The organism is Polyangium jinanense (assembly GCF_028435365.1).
Map to the genome: position 1 here is coordinate 139258 of NZ_JAGTJJ010000007.1, position 19177 is coordinate 158434.

The window sequence follows — 19177 nt, forward strand, 5'->3', positions numbered from 1 at the left end:
GCAAAGTGGACGATAAGGCTAGCGACGGCGAGGAGTTGTCCCCCTTGCAGCGCGCGCTCCTCGGCTTGAGGAAAGCGCGGGCGAAGATCGATGCGCTCGAGCGATCAAGATCGGAGCCGATCGCCGTCATTGGCATGGCGTGCCGCTTCCCCGGCGGAGCAAACACCCCCGAGGCGTTTTTCGACCTGCTCGACGCGGGAATCGATGCCGTCGGCGAAGTCCCCGCCGGGCGCTTCCGCGTCGATTCGAGCGAGGATGGTGCAGAGGATGCCGCCGCGCGGGCGATGCGGTGGGGCGCATTCCTGAAGGACGACGTCAGCCTCTTCGATACATCGTTCTTCAACATCTCTCCACGCGAAGCGCAGGCCCTGGATCCGCAGCAGCGCCTGCTCCTGGAGCTCGCGTGGGAGGCGCTCGAGAATGCGGCACAGGTGCCGGAACACCTCGGCGGGAGCAGGACCGGGGTGTTTCTCGGCATCATGAACACCGATTATGCCTCGCTCTGCATGCAGCTCCCTCCGGACGCGCAGGACATGTACGTGGCGACGGGCAATGGGCATTGCTTCCCCGCTGGCCGGCTCTCGTTCGCGCTGGGACTCGTCGGGCCGAGCTTCGTCGTGGATACGGCGTGCTCGTCTTCGCTCGTCGCGCTGCACCTCGCCGTCCGGAGCTTGCGCAGCGGTGAGTGCTCACTCGCGCTCGCGGGCGGAGTGAACCTCATGCTCACGCCGTTCGCCTCGCGTGCGTCCGCCAAGCTCGGCGCGCTCTCCCCGGACGGGAAATGCCGCAGCTTCGACGCGAGCGCGAACGGCTTCGTACGAGGCGAAGGGGGTGCCGTCGTCGTATTGAAGCGGCTCTCGGATGCCGAGCGAGATCGCGACCCGATCCTCGCCGTGATTCGCGGTTCGGCCGTGAACCAGGACGGTCGGTCGACCGGATTGACCACGCCGAACGTGCTCTCGCAAGAGGCTCTGATAAGGCAAGCGCTCGAGGACGCTCGTATCGGCCCGGAGCGGATAGGGTACGTCGAGACGCACGGCACGGGGACGCCTCTCGGTGATCCCATCGAATTCGAGGCCTTGCGCGCGGTTTACGGCAAACCTCGCGAGGACGGCTCTCCGCTCGTCCTCGGCGCCGTGAAGACCAATATCGGACATCTCGAGGCTGGCGCCGGTGTGGCTGGGCTCGTCAAGGCCATCCTCTGCCTCGGGCGGGGGACCATCCCGAAAAACCTTCATTTCGAGACGCTGAACCCTCGGATATCGACCCAGGGGACACCGTTTGTCCTGCCACGCACGGCCCTCCCGTGGAAGGCAGAGAACGACTTGCGCGTCGCAGCGGTGAGCTCGTTCGGAATGAGCGGGACGAACGCGCACGTCATTCTCGAGGAGGCGCCGCGCAAGGAAGGTGCCGGGACCGCGCCACAGGCTCGATCCTGCTTCGTCCTTCCCATCTCGGGCAAGAGCCCGGAAGCTCTGACGACGCTTGCGGGAGCTCATGCCGAGCACCTCGCGAAGACGAGCGCTGACATCGCCGACATCGTGTACAGCGCGAGCGCACGGCGGGGCCACCACGAGGAGCGGCTCGCCGTGGTGGGCCGCAACAAGGAGGAGATGGCGACTGCGCTTGCTTCCTTCTCTCGCGGCGACATGCCCGAAAAAGCTTGGCGTGGAAAGGCGCCGAGCGTTCCGCCCAAGGTGGCGTTCGTCTTTCCAGGCCAAGGTTCGCAATGGGCCGGCATGGGACGCAGGCTCATGCAGGAGGAGCCAGTCTTTCGACGGGCGATGGAGGAATGCGACGCGCTCTTTCGGCAGGAGATGGGGCTCTCCGTGATCGAGGAGATCTCGCGTCCTGCTGAGGTCTCGCGTATTGGCGATACGCTGGTGACGCAGCCGGCCCTCTTCGCGATCGAATCGGCGCTCGCTTCCCTGCTGGAATCGTGGGGGATTACACCCGACATCGTGATCGGGCACAGCGTGGGCGAGCTTGTCGCGGCCCGTGTCGCCGGGATCCTGGAGCTGAACGAGGCGGTGCGGCTCTGCGCGCGGCGCGCGCGTGTGATGCAAAGCGCGACGGGGCACGGAAAAATGGTGCTCTGCGCGACGACGGTGGCCGAGGCGGAGGAGGCCATTGCGGGGCTCTCGGATCGGGTTGGTATTGCTGCGATCAACCACTCGAAATCCGTGGTGCTTTCAGGGGACGTCGCGGCCATGGGCGAGGTGACGGCGCGGCTCGAGGCGCGCGGGATCCATTGCCGGCCTCTGAGGACCAACGTGGCATTTCACAGCCCGCAGATGGAGCCCCTGCGTGCCGAGCTGCTTCGTGAGCTGGGGCAGGTCGCGGCGCGGCGCGGCGCGATTCCGATGATCAGCACCGTGAAGGGTGAAGTCACGCCGGGAGAGCGCATGGATGCCGCCTACTGGGGTGACAATCTGCGCAATACGGTCCAGTTTGCGCCAGCCGTGACCGCGGCGCTCGCAGCTCACGCCCGCCTGTTCGTGGAGGTAGGTCCCCATCCGACCTTGTCCCTGGACATCACGCAGATCCTCGAGTCCTCGAAGATCAGCGGGGCCTCCGTTTCTACGTTGCGGCGTGGCGAGGACGATCACGAGCGCATACTCTCCGCGCTGGCATCGTTGTACACGCAGGGTTGCAGGGTCTCCTGGGCGCAGGTGTATTCCGCGGGGGGGAGCGTCGTGTCCCTGCCGAATCATCCCTTCACACGTGCTCGCCATTGGCTACCGACCGTGGATGGTGGTGCGCCCACGAAACGCAGCGGGCATCCGCTCGTCGGTGAGCCCATTGCATCGGCCGCCCGCCCCGAGGAGCTCGTGTTCGAGACGCGCGTCGATGTCGGGTCCACGCCGTGGCTCGCCGATCACCGCGTCATGGGCGACATCGTATTTCCAGCGGCGGCCTATGTGGAGATGGCGCTTGCCGGAGGGTCCGCGCGCGGCGAGAAGGACGCCTGCGCCATCGAGCGTCTCGAGATCGAGGCGCCGCTCGTGCTGACCGAAGGGGAAGGTTGCACATTGCAGCTCGTTCTGACCAGCGAAGGACCCTCCGAACGGTCCTTCCTGATCGCGAGCCGCGCTCGCGAAGGAGCCGCGTGGGTCGTGCACGCCAGGGGCAAGCTCCTCCGTGTGACGAAGCGCCAGCACGAAAGGACATCGGGAGAAGCGATCGCCCGGAGGCTCAATTCCTCGGGGGGTGTCTCGCCCGAGGATCATTACAGCCGCGTCGCGGCGGCCGGCATTCAATATGGCCCGGCCTTCCAGGGCTTGAAGGAAATCGTCACGGTCGAGGGGGAGGTTCTCGGACGCGTGAAGTTGCCCGAGGGTATGCTCGACGCGCGGTACCGCGTCCACCCCGCGCTCCTCGACGCCTGTTTTCAGATTCTCGGGGGTCTATTCGGCGAGGCGTCGGGCGAGCAGCTCTATTTGCCTGTCGGCATCGAGCGAATCGAGCTCGAAGGCCGCCCGGGCCGGGAGGTTTGGGTATCCGGCAGGTTGCGTGGCGCGGCCCGCGCGGGCGACGAAGAGCGCGTGGTGGATCTGTCGATCGAGAGCTCCGACGGGCGGAAGATCGCAGACATCGTGGGCTTTCGTGTGCGGAGAATGCCGGGCGCGGAGCGGCGTGACGAGCTCGAGCAGTGCTTGATGGACGTCGCATGGCGCCCCTCCGAAATGGATGACCAGCCGCGTTCGCCGACGGGCACCTGGATGGTGTTCGCGGACGACGGCGGCACGGCGGATGCGCTTCTTGGTGCCCTTTCGACGACGGCGGAGCGCTGCATTCGTATCGGGAAAGCCCTTGCATACGAATCGACGGGCGCGGACTCGTACCGGATCAACCCGGAAAACGAGGATGACTACCGCCGCGTCATTCATGACGCGCTGGGCGATCGCGGGCAGTGCCATGGCGTCGTCCACCTGTTCTCCCTCGACGAGGATCGGCCGCTCGACCCGGCGGTGGACCTCACGCTTGCCCTGTCGCGCGCGAGCGTGAGCGCGACGAACGTCGTGAAGGCGCTCGCGCATCGAAACGCGGAGCACGCGCCGCGACTCTTCCTGGTCACGCGCGGCGCGCAGGCGGTCCTCGAAGGAGAGCACGTTTCCCTGTCACAAGCGCCCTTGTGGGGCGTCGGGCGCACCATTGTCCTCGAGCATCCGGACCTCCGCTGCACCTGCATCGATCTGGACATTGCGGGTCGAGACGACGACGCGACCAGCCTCTCGCGCGCGCTCGCGCAATGCGGCCAGGAGCACCAGGTGGCGATGCGCGGCGCTCGGCGTCACGTCGCCAGGATCGTTCACGGTCGATTCGATGCACCCGGCGACCCGCCGTCCGGTCGAGCCCATGTGCTTGCGAAGGGGCGCCCATTCCGGCTGGAATCGGAGAAGCCTGGCTACCTGGAGAACCTTGCGCTTCATGCCTCGCGGCGCATGCCGCCCGGTCATGGCGAGGTGGAGATCGAGGTGGAGGCGGCGGCGCTCAACTTCATCGATATCCTCAAGGCCATGGGCACGTATCCGGGGCTCGGTCCAGGCAGGGTCGCGCTCGGAGGCGAATGCTCGGGGCGTGTGGTGTCCGTGGGCGAGGGGGTCTCGGGCTTGGAAATCGGACAGGAGGTGATTGCGCTGGCGCCTGCGGCCTGCGCGTCGCACGTCACGACCTACGCGCGTTACGTGGCACCAAAACCGCCCTCCATGAGCTTCGCCGAGGCGGCGGCCGTGCCTCTGGTGTTCATGACCGCGTGGTATGCGATCCACGACCTTGGCAGGGCGCGCAAGGGTGAGAGCATTTTGATTCACTCCGCGACCGGCGGCACGGGGCTCGCGGCCATTCAGGTGTCGCGGATGCTCGGGCTGCGGATCTTCGCGACGGCGGGGAGCGAATCGAAACGAAGCCACCTGCGGTCCATGGGTATCGAGCACGTCATGGATTCCCGTTCGCTCTCGTTCGCGGAGGAGATTCTCCGCGTCACCGAGGGACGAGGCGTCGATCTGGTGCTCAACTCGCTCACGGGCGATGCGCTCGTCAAGAGCCTCGAAGTTCTGGCATCTTATGGCCGTTTCCTGGAGATTGGGAAGCGCGACATCTACGAGAATCGCAAGATCGGACTTCTTCCGTTCCGAAAGGCAATCTCGTACAGCGCCGTGGATCTCGCGGGCATGTCGGCAGAGCGGCCCGATCTGTTCGCGTCCCTCCTGGAAGACGTGACGCGGCACTTCGTGGAAGGACGGTTCGAGCCGCTGCCGGTCACGTCGTTTGTCGCATCCGATGCGGAGAGCGCGTTCCGCCTCATGGCGCAGGCGAAGCACATGGGAAAGATCGTGCTTTCGATGAAGGATGCGCAGGCGCGCGTCTTCCTCCCCGGGTCGTCGCGGCCCATTTCGGTTGGAGCGGACGGCACGTACTTGATCACCGGCGGACTCGGTGGACTCGGGTTGTCGCTCGCGCGGTGGCTCGTCGAAAAGGGTGCGAGGCACCTCGTGCTCGTCGGGCGCAAAGGGCCTTCGGGGGATGCGTTCGAAGCCATCCGCGCCATGGAGCAGGCGGGAGCCCGGGTCGAGTGTGCTCGAGCGGACGTGTCGCGCCGGGAGGATGTCGATCGCGTGTTCGCGTCCATCGACGCCCGATTCCCGTCGCTGCGCGGCGTCGTGCATGCGGCTGCAGTGCTCGACGATCATTCCTTGCTCGAGCTCGGCGAGGCCGAGTTCCGCGGCGTCTTTGGCCCCAAGGCTTGCGGGGCGCATCATCTGCACACGGCGACGCTGGAGCGCGACCTCGACTTCTTCGTCATGTACTCCTCCGCGGCGTCGCTTTTCGGCTCCGCGGGACAGGCGAACTATGCGGCGGCCAATGCATTCCTGGACGCGCTCGCTCACGAGCGGTCCCGCATGGGGCTGCCTGCGATGAGCATTCAATGGGGAGCGTTCTCCGAGGTCGGTATGGCGGCGGCGACGGAGCGGCGCAAGGACCACCTCGGCGCCCTCGGCGCGATGACGCTGTCGCCCGCCGAAGGCCTCTCGTTGATGGAGAAGCTCTTCGCGCATCCGAGGCCGGTCGTGGGCGTGGTGCGGATGGATGTCGAGCGCATTTCCCAGGCGAACCATCCGGCGCTCGCATCGGGCTATTTCGCTGAATTCCTGGGCGGCGCGCGGAGCGAGACAGGCGCGCCCGGCGCCGGCGGGGGTTTGCGTGAGCGCGTCCGGGCGGCGCGGGGAGACGAGCGCAGGCGCCTCGTCGAGGAATACGTCGTCGAGCAGCTCTCCCGCGTGCTCCGCCTCGATCCTTCGCGCTTCGACGAGCACGCGCCTTTGAAGGAACTCGGCGTCGACTCGCTGATGAGCCTCGAGCTGCGCAATCGAGTAAACGCAGGTCTCGGGCTCGATCTCGGGGCCACGATCCTGCTCACGCATCCCGACATCGCTGCCGTCTGCGAGACGATTCTCGGCAAGCTCGGCGCCGATGCCGCCGGAGATGCGAGCACGGCGCTCGCCGCAGCGCCGTCGAGGACCGAACCCACGACGGAGGCGTGGTCGCCCCTTTCCCACAACCAGCGCGCCTTGTGGTTCCTTCATCGCGCGGCGCCCGGGAGCACGGTCTACAACGTCGGCTCAGCGCTGCGCGTCCGGGGCTCTCTCGACGTGAACGCGCTGAAGAATGCATTCCACCAGGTCGTCATGCGACATCCGGTGCTGCGTTCGACCTACACGATGCATGACGGCGACGTGGTTCGTCACGTCGATCCGCGGGGCGCTGTTCGGTTCGAGGACATCGATGCCGCGTCGTGGACCGAGGAAGAGCTCTCCGCTCGGCTTCGAGCAGCGGCGCAGAAGCCCATCGATCTCGAGCTTGGCCCGGCGCTCACCGTGACCATCTTCCGCCGCGCCGTCGATGAATGCGTGCTGTTCATTGATTCACACCACATCGGGCTCGATCTCTGGTCGTTCGCCATCGTTCACGAGGAGCTCTGGTCGCTCTACACGGCGGGCCTCACCGGAAAGAAGGCGAATCTTCCAATCGTCACCCATGATTACGACGATTTCGTCCGCTGGCAGTCGAGGATGCTCGAGAGCGCGGAAGGGGAGAAGCACTTCGCCTACTGGAGAGACGAGCTCCGCGGGGATATCGAGCCTCTCCGGCTGCCTGCGGATCGGCCTCGTCCTCCCGTGCTGTCCTATCGTGGCTCGTCCCATGCGTTCACGTTCCCGAAGGAGGTCGAGGAGCGGCTCCGTGCGCTGGCGCGCGCCGAAGGAACAACGTTGTTCGCCGTTCTCCTGGCGGCGTTTCAGGTATTCCTTCACCGCTGGTCCGGGCAAAATGACATCCTCGTCGGCTCCCCCGCGGCAGGTCGAAGCCTCGCGCAGTGGAGCTCGGTGGTTGGATACTTCGTCAATCCGATCGTGCTGCGCGCGAGCTTCCGCGACGATCCGAGCTTCCGCGCGGCGCTCGGCGAAATCCATCGAACGGTCCTCTCCGCGCTCGAGCATCAGGACTATCCGTTCTCGCACCTCGTCGAACGACTCGCTGTGTCGCGGGATCCTGCGTACTCGCCCGTGTTTCAGGCGATGTTCGCACTCGAGCAGTCGCACCGCGGAAGCGACGAGGCCGCGCTGGTGCTCGGGGAAGGTGGCGCGCGTGTCGCGCTCGGACCGCTCGAGGGGGAATCGATTGCGCTCGAAGATCGCGGGGCGCCCGTCGACCTCGCGCTGCTTGTGGCAGACACGGGCCATGGCCTGTCGGCGTCACTTCGGTACAACACGGACATCTTCGATCGGGGTACGATTGCCCGGTTCGCAATGGGCATCTCGACGTTGTTCGCCGCCATCGTCGAGGGGCCGGGGCGCAGGGTGTCCGAATACCCGCTTCTATCGCCGGACGAGCAGAGAAAGCTCCTCGTGGACTGGAACGACACCGACGCGAGCTTCGCGAGGGGAGCCTGTCTGCACGAGGTATTCGAGGAGCATGCGAAGGCCCATCCCGAGGTCCTCGCGATTGTCTCCGGTGAAGAGCGGCTTTCTTATCACGAGGTGAACAGGAGGGCGAATCGCCTCGCACATCGGCTGCGCAGGATGGGCGTCGGGCGCGATTCGACGGTCGGGCTTTGCCTGCCTCGATCGAGCGCTTTGCTCGTCTCCATCATCGCCGTGCTCAAGGCTGGCGGTGCGTATCTGCCCCTGGATCCGTCGCTTCCACGCGAGCGACTCGCGTTCATGATCGAGGACGCATCGGTACGGGCTCTGGTGACCGCGTCCACGCACGTGCAGGCGCTCTCCGGCAGCCCCGTGCCCGCGGTGCTGCTCGACACCGATGCCGGGGCGCTCGAAGCTGAAAGCGACGCCGATCCGGAGAACCTCACCGATCCGGATCGCGCAGCCTACGTGATCTATACCTCCGGGTCGACGGGCAAGCCGAAGGGCGTCCTTTGCCATCACATCGGTATCACGAACCTCATCGCTCACTTCCAGCGCAAAGCGACGCTCGCGCCCGGCGACGCCCATTCCTTCTGGAGCAGCCTAAGCTTCGACGCGTCGGTATTCGAGATCTTCTCGGCGTTCCTGTGCGCGGGGACGATTCACATCCCGCCCGAGGAAGTTCGCCTCGTCCCGGCGGCATTCATGGACTGGCTTCGCGCGCGGGACGTCCGCGGCGCGTACATCCCGCCGTTCATGATCGACGAGACGCTCGCGGCCTTGGAGTCCGGTCGCGGGCCTACGTCCCTTCGCCGCCTGATGGTCGGGGTGGAGCCCATCCCCGAGCGGACACTCGCGCGCATCGCGGAGAAGACGCCGGGGTTACGCATCGTGAACTCGTATGGCCCCACGGAGGCGGCGGTCATTGCTTGCACGTACGATATCGACGCTTCTGTCGGCTCGGATCGGCCGGCGCCGATCGGGCGACCCATTCAGAACATGCGCGCCTACGTCCTCGACCGACGAATGCAGCCCGCCCCCATCGGCGTTCCTGGAGAGCTCCATGTCGCTGGTATCGGCGTGGCGCGCGGATACGTGAATCGACCGGAACTGTCGGTCGAGCGCTTCCTCACCGATCCGTTCTCGCCCCACGGCACGGATCGAATGTACCGGACCGGAGACATCGCGCGGTGGCGCGCCGATGGCAATCTCGAGTTCCTCGGTCGATCGGACCATCAGGTGAAGGTGCGCGGCTACAGGATCGAGCTCGGGGAGATCGAGAGCGCTCTCGCCCGGCACCCGTTGCTCGACGAAGTCGCCGTCATCGTGCGGGCGGATCAGGCCGGAGAAAAGCGAATCGTCGCGTACACCGTTCTGCGGGAGGGTGCGCAGCCGATCCCGGCGAGCGATCTCCGGACGTACCTCACGAGGACGCTGCCCGATTACATGGTGCCATCGATCTTCGTCTCGCTCGATGCCATGCCGCGGACGGCGAGCGACAAGATCGATCGCGGCGCGCTGCCCGACGTGGATCCTGGCGGCGCCGATCCGCACGGCACGCACGTCGAGCCTCGGGACGGCGTCGAGCTCGACCTGATCCGGGTATGGGAGGACGTCTTGTCGGTCCCGCGTGTCGGCATTCACGACGACTTCTTCACGCTCGGCGGACATTCCCTCCTGGCGGTTTCGCTCATGACGGCGGTGGAGCGCCAATTCGGTCTCAAATTGCCCATCGCGGCGCTCCTCCAGGCGCCGACGCCCGCGGCGCTGGCGCAGCGCATCCGCGATCGTTCCGCGCCCGGGCCCTGGTCGCCGGCCGTGACCATTCAACCCAGAGGTCGTGGGCGCCCGTTCTTCTTCGTCCACCCCATCGTGGGCACGGTCATGGTGTACGTGCCGCTCGCGCGCCTTCTCGGGACGGACAGACCCTTTTATGGTCTCCAGGCGTCAGGCCTCCTCGACGATCTCGCGCCATTGAACAGCGTCGAGGCGCTGGCCGAGCGTTATGTCGAGGCGATCCGGGCGATCCAGCCGGAGGGCCCCTATCTGCTCGGTGGATGGTCGTTCGGCGGGCTGGTCGCCATCGAGATGGCGGCGCAGCTCGTGGAGCAAGGGCAGGAGGTGTCTTTCCTCGCGGTGCTGGATACCGCCTCGCCGGATACCTTGCAGGACGAGGCGCCGATGAATTCTCTCGATACGCTGCTGAGGATGGCCGAGGGGCTCGGCGGTCCGATCGCGAGCGCCGAGCTCGACGGGCTCGACGCTGAGCAACGTGTCGCCCATGTATTCGAGCGCATTCGCGCCCTGGAGATCTTTCCGGCGGAGCTTGGAGTCGAGAGGCTCCTCACCCACATCGACGCGCATCTCTCCGCGGGATTGCGGTACCGGCCGCGGCTTCCCTGCCGTATGGACTTGTTTCGCGCGACGGAAAGTGCGGGAAACAGCGGTCAGCACACGTCGCATTTCGGTGATGCGTGGCGGGCGTATTCGTCTCGCCCGGTAGAGTGCCACGACGTGCCCGGGACGCACTACACGCTGGTGCGCGAGCCCCATGTGACGGTCCTTGCCGAGCGCTTGCGAGGATGTCTGAACGCAGTGGATCCGCCGCAGGTCGGGGAGGGCACGTGAGAAGGTGAATCAACGGGCCGGGCCATTCTTTCAGGCCCGTACCGGAGCAGGGAAGAGCTCGTCCAGGATTTCCGGGACATGCTCGACGCTGGCGAGGTGACCACCGCCACCCCAGACGATGAGGCGACTCCCAGGCACGGCGCACGCCATGTTCTGCGCGAGCGAGTAGGGTGCGTTGTGATCCTGGTCTCCGTGCCAGAAGATGATGGGAACACGAACATTCTCCAGAAGAAACTGCCATGGAAGGACGACGAGAAGTTGCTCCGTGGCGAATCCGCGAAGGCCTTGACGGAAGGATTCGCGGACCTCGTCCTTCAAAAATTGCATGAAAGGGCCATCCGCAAGGATCTTTGCGTCGCTGGGCGGCATCATCGCAGCCATGCGATGGAAAAATGAGTCTGCCAGTCGCGTGGTGTAAATGAGCGCCGAGATCGCGGCAAGCGCATAGCTGGCGACGTGCAAGCTGCGCAAGAGCCGGTATGGCAATCGATTGGCAGGTATCATCTCGGCGAACACCGATGCATTGGATAGTTCACCGATACCACTCGCGATTCCGGCCCGGATGACGCGGCCTGGAAGGTCGTGCGCCACTGCGGCTGCATAGGGCCCCCCGCCGGAGATCCCGAGGACCGTGAAGCGCTCCCAGCCGAGATGGTCGGCGAGCGCCGCGATGTCCTTGGGGTAATCAACGATGCGCCTCCTCGGCTGGTAATCCGAGAGCCCAACGCCGGGGCGATCCGGACAGACGACAGCCACATGTCTTTCGACCGCGACGTCGTGAAATGTGACGCCGATCCTCCGGCAGCTGGGCAACCCGTGAAAAAGAAACAATGGGGTGCCGGCAGGATCGCCATAGATGTCGAACGCTTGCTTGCGTCCGTCCGCGAGTGTCATGGTCTTGTCGAGCATGGAGAGTGCCCAGGGGCAAGAGGCGTTCCTCTCCACGCTTGGCGATTGCATTGGTAGAGTGTGCGGATTTCACGCGGCCGATCCAGGAGGAATGGAGCAACATCTGCGCGCCGTATGCGTGGTTTGCACATGGGGCGAGGAAGTCGCTCGAAATAGCGAATGGTGTTCTTTCTCACTTTGGTAAACAAGCCGACTGTGCATCAAACGCGGCCACGTGCGTGTTCTCGATTCGAACTCGACCGGTCTCGAGTACCCCAGGTACGAGTACCGCCGGGCGTGGTTGTAGAACCGCTCGAGGTAGTCACCGCTCGACGCCATCGCGGCATCCCTCGTCGGGTCGTGCGTTGCGTCGACCAGCTCGGTCTTGAGGGGCGCCAGAAGCTCCTGCGACGGCGTTGTCATAAGTCGCCGGCGCGGCTCATGCTAGCGGCGATGCCGCGCTCACGCAGCACCTGCCGGTCGTCGTCGCTGGCGTAGGGGCTGCCGCGGTCGGAGTGGTGTGCCGGTCTGCGTGCGCGCAGCGCCCGCTCGAGGGCTTCGAGCGCGAGGACGCGGTCGTTCGGCTCGTTCATCGCAAGCCCACGGTCCTTGGCGTTCTTTTCGAGGAGCTTGAGCACGACACCGTAGACAACGTCCGCGTCAGAGCGCCCGGCCGGGGCCTTTTCTTGGCGCATCGGCGCAGTGTGCCTTGAGGTAATGGCCGTACGAGAAGCTGTCATCGACGACATCTCCAGGCGCTGCGGCAATCCGTGCCAATGGGCAGGCCAGGGCTACGCGTGTATCCGCCCCCGTGACGACCCCCTCTCCACCGTGGTGCGATGTCCCTCGCGTGCGAATGCATCCACACCATCGGACGTGCGAAAGGTTCTGCCACTCTCGCATGACGTTCCTTCTTTGCGCGAACGGCCAGCTCTTCGGGATTCCGACGGTACCATCGACGACAGAGCTGCGAATCAGAAGCCGCCCTGCCACGAGGTCGACGTCGTTTCACCGAAGCGCGAGCATCATTGGTCTTTGCGCATGTATACACGCAACCCGCTTGCTCTGGACCGGAGCGACCTTCCGCCCCTGCTCCCGCCGGGCCGTTCTTGTGCTCCACGACCACGTCGATCATTCAACATTCTTTGGTCACACATGCGGCCGAGGCGTAGGGCTCGAGGCGGCCGATTACGTCCGTCTTTCACGTCGCCAACCTGCTGCCCACCGCAAGATCTGGTTGACACTCTCTTGCGGTTCGCACATAGGTGGAGTTGTGAGGTAGCATCTACCCTTATCTTGATCACCATGGCACGCAATCACGGCTTTTCGAATGCCTCCCGCCTGGCAGCCGATGCTGTGCCTTATCGTTCATCCTCGGGCGGGACCGCCGTCATCGCCCTGGTCAAGGCGACCTTCGTCGTGCCCCAGCCCGGCGCGCCAGCTGTGCTCCAAGACGCGCAGCCCGCCGTGCGCATCAACGAGGTGCTCGTGGACCCCGACGCCCCCTCGCGCGGCGAGGAGAGCAGCATCCGCTATCCGAGCGATATCGGTCTGAAGAAGCCCGGAGCCGATCTCCTCATCGTGGGGGACGCGGTGCCTCGGACGAAGGCCAGGGCCGCGGACGTCGCAGTCCGTGCGAAAGGGCGCACGGTGACGCTGCGCGTCCATGGCGACCGGGCCTTCGTGTGGAGCCCCATGGGCCTGGGCATGAGCGTGGCCGCGATGTTCGAGAGGGCTCCGGTGACGTACGAGCGGGCGTACGGCGGTCGTTCAGCGGACGGCACGCTGGTGGACTGGCGCAATCCGGTGGGGCGGGGTGTACACCGGAACGAGCGCGAGCTCGACGGCAAGCTCGCCCCGTGCATCGAGGACCCCGGCGTCTCTTATCGCGCCGGCCAGGACTATCTGCCGTACGGATTCGGCGCCCTCGCGACCCACTGGACAGAGCGCAAGCGTCACGCCGGGACCTTCGATGCCGGCTGGCAACGCACGCGCATGCCGCTCCCGCCCGAGGACTTTTTGGACGCATTCTTTCACGTCGCACCGCCGGCGCTCCGCTTCGAGGAGCCTTTTTCGCCGGGCGATCCCGTCGCCGTGCTCGGGATGAGCGAGGCGGGATTGTTCAACTTCACGGTCCCGCGGCTCGTCGTGAAGGTCTTCGAGAAACGCGAGGACGGCAAGACCATCGAGCACCGCCCCCGCGCAGACCTGCTCCTCGTGGAGCCTGAACGCTCGACGTTCGAGCTAACATTTCGAGAAGTCCTGCGCGTCGGTCGCGGTCCGGGTCGATTACGGGAGGTGCGCGTCGATGTGGATTGATGGCTCGGGTCCTCAGACCCTCCCGAGTGCGCTCGGCGGCGGCGTCGAGGGGGTCGATTTCCGCAAATTCGTGTTGCTCGTCGCGGCGCACATGGATGCCATCGATATGACCGAGGCCTTCGAGGTCGCGAACGTGGCTCCCGACGTGTGGGCGCGGGCTCAGCCCGTGTGGGAGCGCCGCCTCCTCGACGCGCTCGAGAGCGACGAGGGCACGACGATTGCGGAGATCCACGACGCCGCGCTCGGCGACGGGCTTCTGCGCTGGGAGCGCCGCCTCCCGCCGCTCGACGAAGAGGTGAGCGCGTACATGGCCCTCGAGCGTCACCTCGCGACCCTCGCGGATCCCGCCGCGTGGCTCGCAGCCATTGGCCTGCTCCCGACCGATCTCGTCCGGCTCGCACACCTATGGCGAAGGCGTTTCGCCGAGGACGAGGTGCTGCGCGCGCGGGCCGCCGAGGCTGCCCTGGAGACCTCACCCCCCGTCGCGCGTGTCGTGCGCGGACAGGCGCGCCTGCGACGGGCCCTGCCGCTGGATCGAGAGACGCCATGAGCGAAGTCGTTGCGCTTTTCTGCGACGCATTCGGTGAAAACCGCGTCCTGTCCGTGTCGGGTCGGGAGGCCATGGACGAGTTATCCGTATGGCGCGTGGAGGTCGTCAGCGACGACGGCGAGATCGACGTCGAAGCGCTCCTCGACCAGGAGGCCGCGGTAGGCCTTACCGATTCGGTCGGGAACGTCCGCCAGATCCCGTTGATCGTGGACGAGGCGGCCTACATCGGCATGGAGCGGATAGGGCACCGCTACGAGATCATTCTGAAATCGCGCCTCTCGTCGCTCGTGATACGTCGCGGATACCGCGTCTTTCAGGACAAAACGACGCAAGAGATCGTGGACGAGCTGCTGCGCGCGGCCGGCGCCACCGACGTGAAATGGCGCATCGGCGGGCAATACGCGAAGCGAGCGTACACCGTCCAGTACGGCGAATCCGAGTGGGATTTCCTCGCGCGGCTGCTCGGCGAAGAGGGCATTCACGTCTGGTTCGACGAGCTGGACGAGCGCCCGACGATCCTCTTCGGGGACGGCAACACGTCGCACGACGGGATCGAGGGGGGCGCTTTCTTGCCCTTCGAAGATCCGGGGGGGCTCGTCACGAGCCCGGCGGCGATCACCCATCTCACGGCGATATGGTCCACGACACCGACGAGAGCCCAGGTGCGCGACTATTCGCCCGAGCACCCGGATGTCCTCGTGGAGGGAACGGCGGGGGAGGGCGCGGCGGAATATTACGAGTATCCAGCGCGCCTGTCGATCACCGATTCCGCTGCTCCACGCGCCGCGGTGCGGCTCGAGCAGCTCGCGCGATTCGCGCACCGCCTGGAGGCGAAGAGCAGCAATCTGAGGCTGCGGCCCGGCCGCGTCGTGCAGATCGCAGGCGCGGCGGATGCGTGGTTCGACGGCAAGTTCCTCGTCGTGTCCGTGGAGCACGAGGCGCGCCCGCCGAGCCGCGACGAGGCGGCTGCCCGCGCGTACGCGAACCGGGCCCTCCTGGTGCCCTTCCGAGAGGAGCGCTATTTCCGCCCCGCAATCCCGTCCGCCCGCCCTGCCGTCGACGGCCTCGACACGGCCGTGGTGACGGGTCCCTCCGGCCAGGAAATCCACGTCGATGGCCTCGGGCAAGCGAAGGTGCGTTTCCGCTGGGACCGCTCGGGCATCACCGATGATCGCTCCTCCTGCTGGGTCCGCTCCATCCAGGCCCCGATGTCCAATTCGATGGCCTTGCCGCGCGTGGGCTGGGAGGTACCGATCGCCTACGAGAATGGGGATCCGGATCGACCGCTCTTGCTTGGGCGTGTCTACAACGGTGGCGCGAAGAGCCCTTATCCGCAGCCGGCGCACAAGGCCACGACGACCTTTCAGACCGCCACGTCGCCTTCCGATGGAACGACCCACGAGCTGCGGATGGGCGACGACGCGGGCGCGATGGAGATGTTCGTGCATGCGACGCGCGATCAGACGACGACCGTCGGCGGGAGCAACGAGACGACGGTGGCCTCCAACCGCAGCGACGACGTGAAAAAGAGCCGGGAGACGACCGTCGAGTCAGCGCAGAGCACATCGGTGGGGGGCAATCAATCGGTCACGGTGGGCGCCAACTGCAACGTGGCCGTCACCGGCAGCCGATCGCAAGTCGTCGCTGGAAACGAGGAGATAGGGCTCGTCGGCTCGCAGACCACGCAGGTGGAGGGCACGTACACGGAGCTGATTGGTGGTTTTTATGGCCTCCGTTGCAATGCCTCCAATACCAAGGTGCAAGGAGCGTTCTCGCAGATGATCGGCGGCGCGCTGAGCACCACGTCGGGCCTCGGGACCAACCAGTCCGTCGCGGCGGCGCGCGGCGAGCGGGTGGGCGGGCTGCGCGCGTATACGGCGGCTTCGGTCTATGCCGATACGACGCGCGGGGCGAAGAGCGTCACGGCGGGCGCCGCGACGGACAATGCCGGCACCCACATCGCGTGCGTGGCGACGGCGAGCGGAAGCATCAACGTCGGCGGCGTGGCTGCATTCAACGCTGGAGGGACCCTGGTGGTGGACGCGGCGTCGATCGATTTCCGTGCCGCCAGCCTCACGGCCAACGGCGGATCGATCATGAAGCTCCAGGGCGCGCTGAAGGCGTCGGGGAAGCTCGTGATGGACGGCGCGAAGACCAAGGTGAAGCGAACGACGGAGGTGGAGTGATGGCGGCTCCGTTCCGGCTCTCCGTGAAAGGCGGGCGCGACGATCTGCCGGTCCTGTCCTTCGAGGGGCGCGAGATCATCCACTGGCAGCGCCGTTTCTCGGTACTTGTCGACGCGACGACGGCAGAGAGCCAGGTCGTGCAGATCGATCCCGAAGAGTGGATCGGCAAACCCGCGACGCTCCACCTCGGAGGCACGGGGAGCTCGGATCTGGAGCGCTCGATCGCCGGGATTGTCGAGGAGGTGGGAGCGCGCGGGTTCGGCTACGAGCTGGTCATTGCCGCGGCGACGCACACGCTCGCGCTGTCGCGTGATTTCCGGGTCTTCGTGGAGGAAGACGCCGTGGCGATCGCGACGAAGCTCCTCGAGGAAGCGGGTCTCGAAGTCGACGTGCGGGTCCTCCGGGCCTTGCCGAAGCGGCGCCAATGCGTGCAGTCGTTCGAGACCTCGCTCGATTTCATCCTGCGCATCCTGGCCGACGAGGGCATCGCCCTCTGGATGTCCGGCGATCCCGACGCGGAGAATGTTGTGCTGGGGGATCACGAAAATGCCCCCTCGCCACTTCCGGGCGGCGCCTCGATCCGGTTCATGGCGGACGGAGATGCCGCGCTCGTGGGCGAAGAATGCGTTCTGGCGGCGCGCATCTCGTCGGCGCGCAGCCCCGAGGTGGTGAGCCTCGTGGACTATGACGAGGCAAAACCGGAGCTCGATCAGACGGTGCAGGCGGGCAGCGGCAGCTCCTACGAGCATTTCGAGTATCCCGGCGGCTACCGCGATCCCTCGGTGGGGCGAGAGCTCGCGGGTATTCGCCGGAGCGAGCTTCGGAGCCGTGCGCGCGTGCTGACGGGCCGGACGAGCTCGCGGCGCCTGTGCGTGGGTCACGTCCTCGAGCTGACCGATGCGCCGCGCACCTCGATGAACGGGCGCTGGCTCGTGGTGGAGCTCGAGCACCGGGGCCGCTCTCCGAGAAACGGCGGTTTGGCAGAGCGAACGTATGAAGCCGCCTTCCGCGCTGTGCCTGCGGACCTGGCATATCGGCCTGCGCGGCTCGGGTGTCCGGGGCTCGGCGGCGTGCAGACGATGGACATCACGGGCGCGAGCGGCGCGGAGATCCACACCGATGAGCAGAGCCGCATCAAAGCGAAGTTCCGGTGGGACCGCAGGAGCGCGGCTGACGATCGCGCGAGCGCCTGGATCCGGCCGATGCAGCCGCTGCTCTCGGGAGGCTTTCTTCTGCCGCGCGCGGGCTGGGAGGTGCTCGCGGGTTTCATGTCCGCGCCCACGACGACGGGCGACACGCCGGTCGAGCTCGGCCGCCTTGCGAACGGATCGGCCGTGCCGCCCGAGGCGATGCCCGATCAAAAGGTACGATCGTGCTTCGGGAGCGCGACCACGCCGGGCGGCGGCAGCGCGAACGTGCTGCGAACGGATGATACCGCGGGAAACGAGGGATTTTTACGCAATGCCTCGCGTGATTTCAATGATCGGACCGAGAACGACCGGGTGCTAGAGGTCACGGCGGATGACACGAACGAGGTGGGAGCCAACCACATGGTGACGGTGGGCATCGAGGACAAGGTCGTGGTGCTCGGGGCGCAAACGACGTCGATCGGAGGCAATCGCGAGGTGACCTCGGTGGGCTCGCACAACGTCGCGGCAGCAGCGGAGTCCGTGGTCATCGGCGGCCTGCGCAAGTTCATGGTAGGCGGCGATTACCAGACGAAATGCGCGACGCTGGCGCGCGTCGTCGGAGCGGCGGAGGAAGTGGTTGCAATCCAGGGAATCAACCGCCACGTGACGGGGGCTTCGAGCGTGAGCGTGGGGGGGACCTGGGCCGAGGTCGGCGGGCTCTCGAGCGCGCAGAGCGTCCTCGGTCGGAGCTCGCTCGTGGCGGGCGGAGCGCTCACGGTCCAAGCGAAGAATGCGGTCGTGAACGCGAGTGTGCTCACCGAGAGCTATGCGAGCTATGCAGGAACGGCGGGAGGTGCAATCACGTATGCGTGGGCGTCGGGGCGCGTGAAGGTGGGCGGAGCACTCACGATGAAAGGCGCCGGCGTGCTGTTCAAGGCGACGTCGAAGATCACGATCAAGGCCGGTGGGGTGACGATCACGCTCACGTCGGGGGCCATCAAGGTGAAAGGCAAGGTCGACGGGGGCGCGGCGAGCGTGGTCACCGGAGAACAGGAGATCGGATGAAGGCGAGAGTGCCGGCGACGAGCCGCAAGGGGGAGTCGAAGGTGATCCCCATCCAGCGCGAGCGGCGAGGAGCGCGGTCCTCGCAGAAACGAGCCGGATTGCTGGGGCCGGGCGCGCACATTGGCGAGGTCGAAGCGCGCGAGGGGGGCGGGTATCGCGTGCGCCTCGCATGCGGTCGCGAGGTGACCGTCACTGTGGGGCCGGGTGTGGAAGAGGCGCTCGTGGAAGAAGCAATGCGCGAACGCCGGCCCGTCATCGTGGCGGATGGCGTTGAGGGGGCATGCATCTTCGGTGCGCTCCAGACGCGGGCCGCGCGTGCGCCGCAGCCGGAGCTCGTGCTCGAAGCCGAAAAGCGCCTCGTGCTTCGCGTCGGGCGAGCGCGCGTGGAGCTTCTGGCAGACGGCACGGTGCGCATTTCGGGGCAGGCCGCGACGCTCGACATGCCGCGAGCGATCCGGCTGCTCTCGGCCCTGACCGAGATCCCGTGAT

At 66.4% G+C, this 19177-nt stretch carries 8 protein-coding genes; 6 read left to right on the forward strand and 2 right to left on the reverse strand.

The genetic code is table 11. The features are described from left to right. Nucleotides 1-5 precede the first annotated feature (5 nt). Nucleotides 6-10550, forward strand: a complete 10545-nt coding sequence (locus tag KEG57_RS17025) for a non-ribosomal peptide synthetase/type I polyketide synthase (protein WP_272420630.1) — start codon at nucleotides 6-8, stop codon at nucleotides 10548-10550. Between the two features lie 30 nt (nucleotides 10551-10580). Here KEG57_RS17025 and KEG57_RS17030 read toward each other — a convergent pair whose 3' ends face one another. After that, nucleotides 10581-11459 (reverse strand): alpha/beta fold hydrolase, encoded by an 879-nt coding sequence (locus tag KEG57_RS17030; RefSeq protein ID WP_272420632.1) that lies wholly within the window; start codon nucleotides 11457-11459, stop codon nucleotides 10581-10583. A 398-nt stretch (nucleotides 11460-11857) separates the two neighbouring features. Next, entirely contained in the window at nucleotides 11858-12133 is a 276-nt protein-coding gene (locus KEG57_RS17035) for a hypothetical protein (protein WP_272420634.1), read from the reverse strand. A gap of 610 nt (nucleotides 12134-12743) precedes the next feature. Between KEG57_RS17035 and KEG57_RS17040 the strand changes: the two genes are divergently transcribed. Genes KEG57_RS17040 through KEG57_RS17060 form a run of 5 tightly spaced genes read left to right on the forward strand, consistent with a single transcriptional unit; the run spans nucleotide 12744 to nucleotide 19176 of the window. After that, on the forward strand, nucleotides 12744-13757 hold the full coding sequence (locus tag KEG57_RS17040; RefSeq protein ID WP_272420635.1) for a DUF2169 family type VI secretion system accessory protein: 1014 nt from the start codon (nucleotides 12744-12746) through the stop codon (nucleotides 13755-13757). After that, nucleotides 13747-14307, forward strand: a complete 561-nt coding sequence (locus tag KEG57_RS17045) for a hypothetical protein (protein WP_272420637.1) — start codon at nucleotides 13747-13749, stop codon at nucleotides 14305-14307. Before KEG57_RS17040 ends, KEG57_RS17045 begins: the two co-directional genes overlap by 11 nt. Beyond that, nucleotides 14304-16493 (forward strand): type VI secretion system Vgr family protein, encoded by a 2190-nt coding sequence (locus KEG57_RS17050; RefSeq protein WP_272420639.1) that lies wholly within the window; start codon nucleotides 14304-14306, stop codon nucleotides 16491-16493. The genes KEG57_RS17045 and KEG57_RS17050 overlap by 4 nt, the downstream gene beginning before the upstream one ends. Continuing rightward, on the forward strand, nucleotides 16493-18688 hold the full coding sequence (locus tag KEG57_RS17055; protein ID WP_272420641.1) for a type VI secretion system Vgr family protein: 2196 nt from the start codon (nucleotides 16493-16495) through the stop codon (nucleotides 18686-18688). Before KEG57_RS17050 ends, KEG57_RS17055 begins: the two co-directional genes overlap by 1 nt. Further along, nucleotides 18685-19176 (forward strand): hypothetical protein, encoded by a 492-nt coding sequence (locus KEG57_RS17060; RefSeq protein WP_272420643.1) that lies wholly within the window; start codon nucleotides 18685-18687, stop codon nucleotides 19174-19176. Before KEG57_RS17055 ends, KEG57_RS17060 begins: the two co-directional genes overlap by 4 nt. Nucleotide 19177 lies beyond the last annotated feature (1 nt).

Excerpts from the sequence above, each read along its gene's own strand:
- KEG57_RS17055 (WP_272420641.1), top strand. The coding sequence starts at position 16,493 with ATGGCGGCTCCGTTCCGGCTCTCCGTGAAAGGCGGGCGCGACGATCTG.
- KEG57_RS17035 (WP_272420634.1), bottom strand. The coding sequence starts at position 12,133 with ATGCGCCAAGAAAAGGCCCCGGCCGGGCGCTCTGACGCGGACGTTGTC.
- KEG57_RS17040 (WP_272420635.1), top strand. The coding sequence starts at position 12,744 with ATGGCACGCAATCACGGCTTTTCGAATGCCTCCCGCCTGGCAGCCGAT.
- KEG57_RS17030 (WP_272420632.1), bottom strand. The coding sequence starts at position 11,459 with ATGCTCGACAAGACCATGACACTCGCGGACGGACGCAAGCAAGCGTTC.
- KEG57_RS17050 (WP_272420639.1), top strand. The coding sequence starts at position 14,304 with ATGAGCGAAGTCGTTGCGCTTTTCTGCGACGCATTCGGTGAAAACCGC.
- KEG57_RS17045 (WP_272420637.1), top strand. The coding sequence starts at position 13,747 with ATGTGGATTGATGGCTCGGGTCCTCAGACCCTCCCGAGTGCGCTCGGC.
- KEG57_RS17060 (WP_272420643.1), top strand. The coding sequence starts at position 18,685 with ATGAAGGCGAGAGTGCCGGCGACGAGCCGCAAGGGGGAGTCGAAGGTG.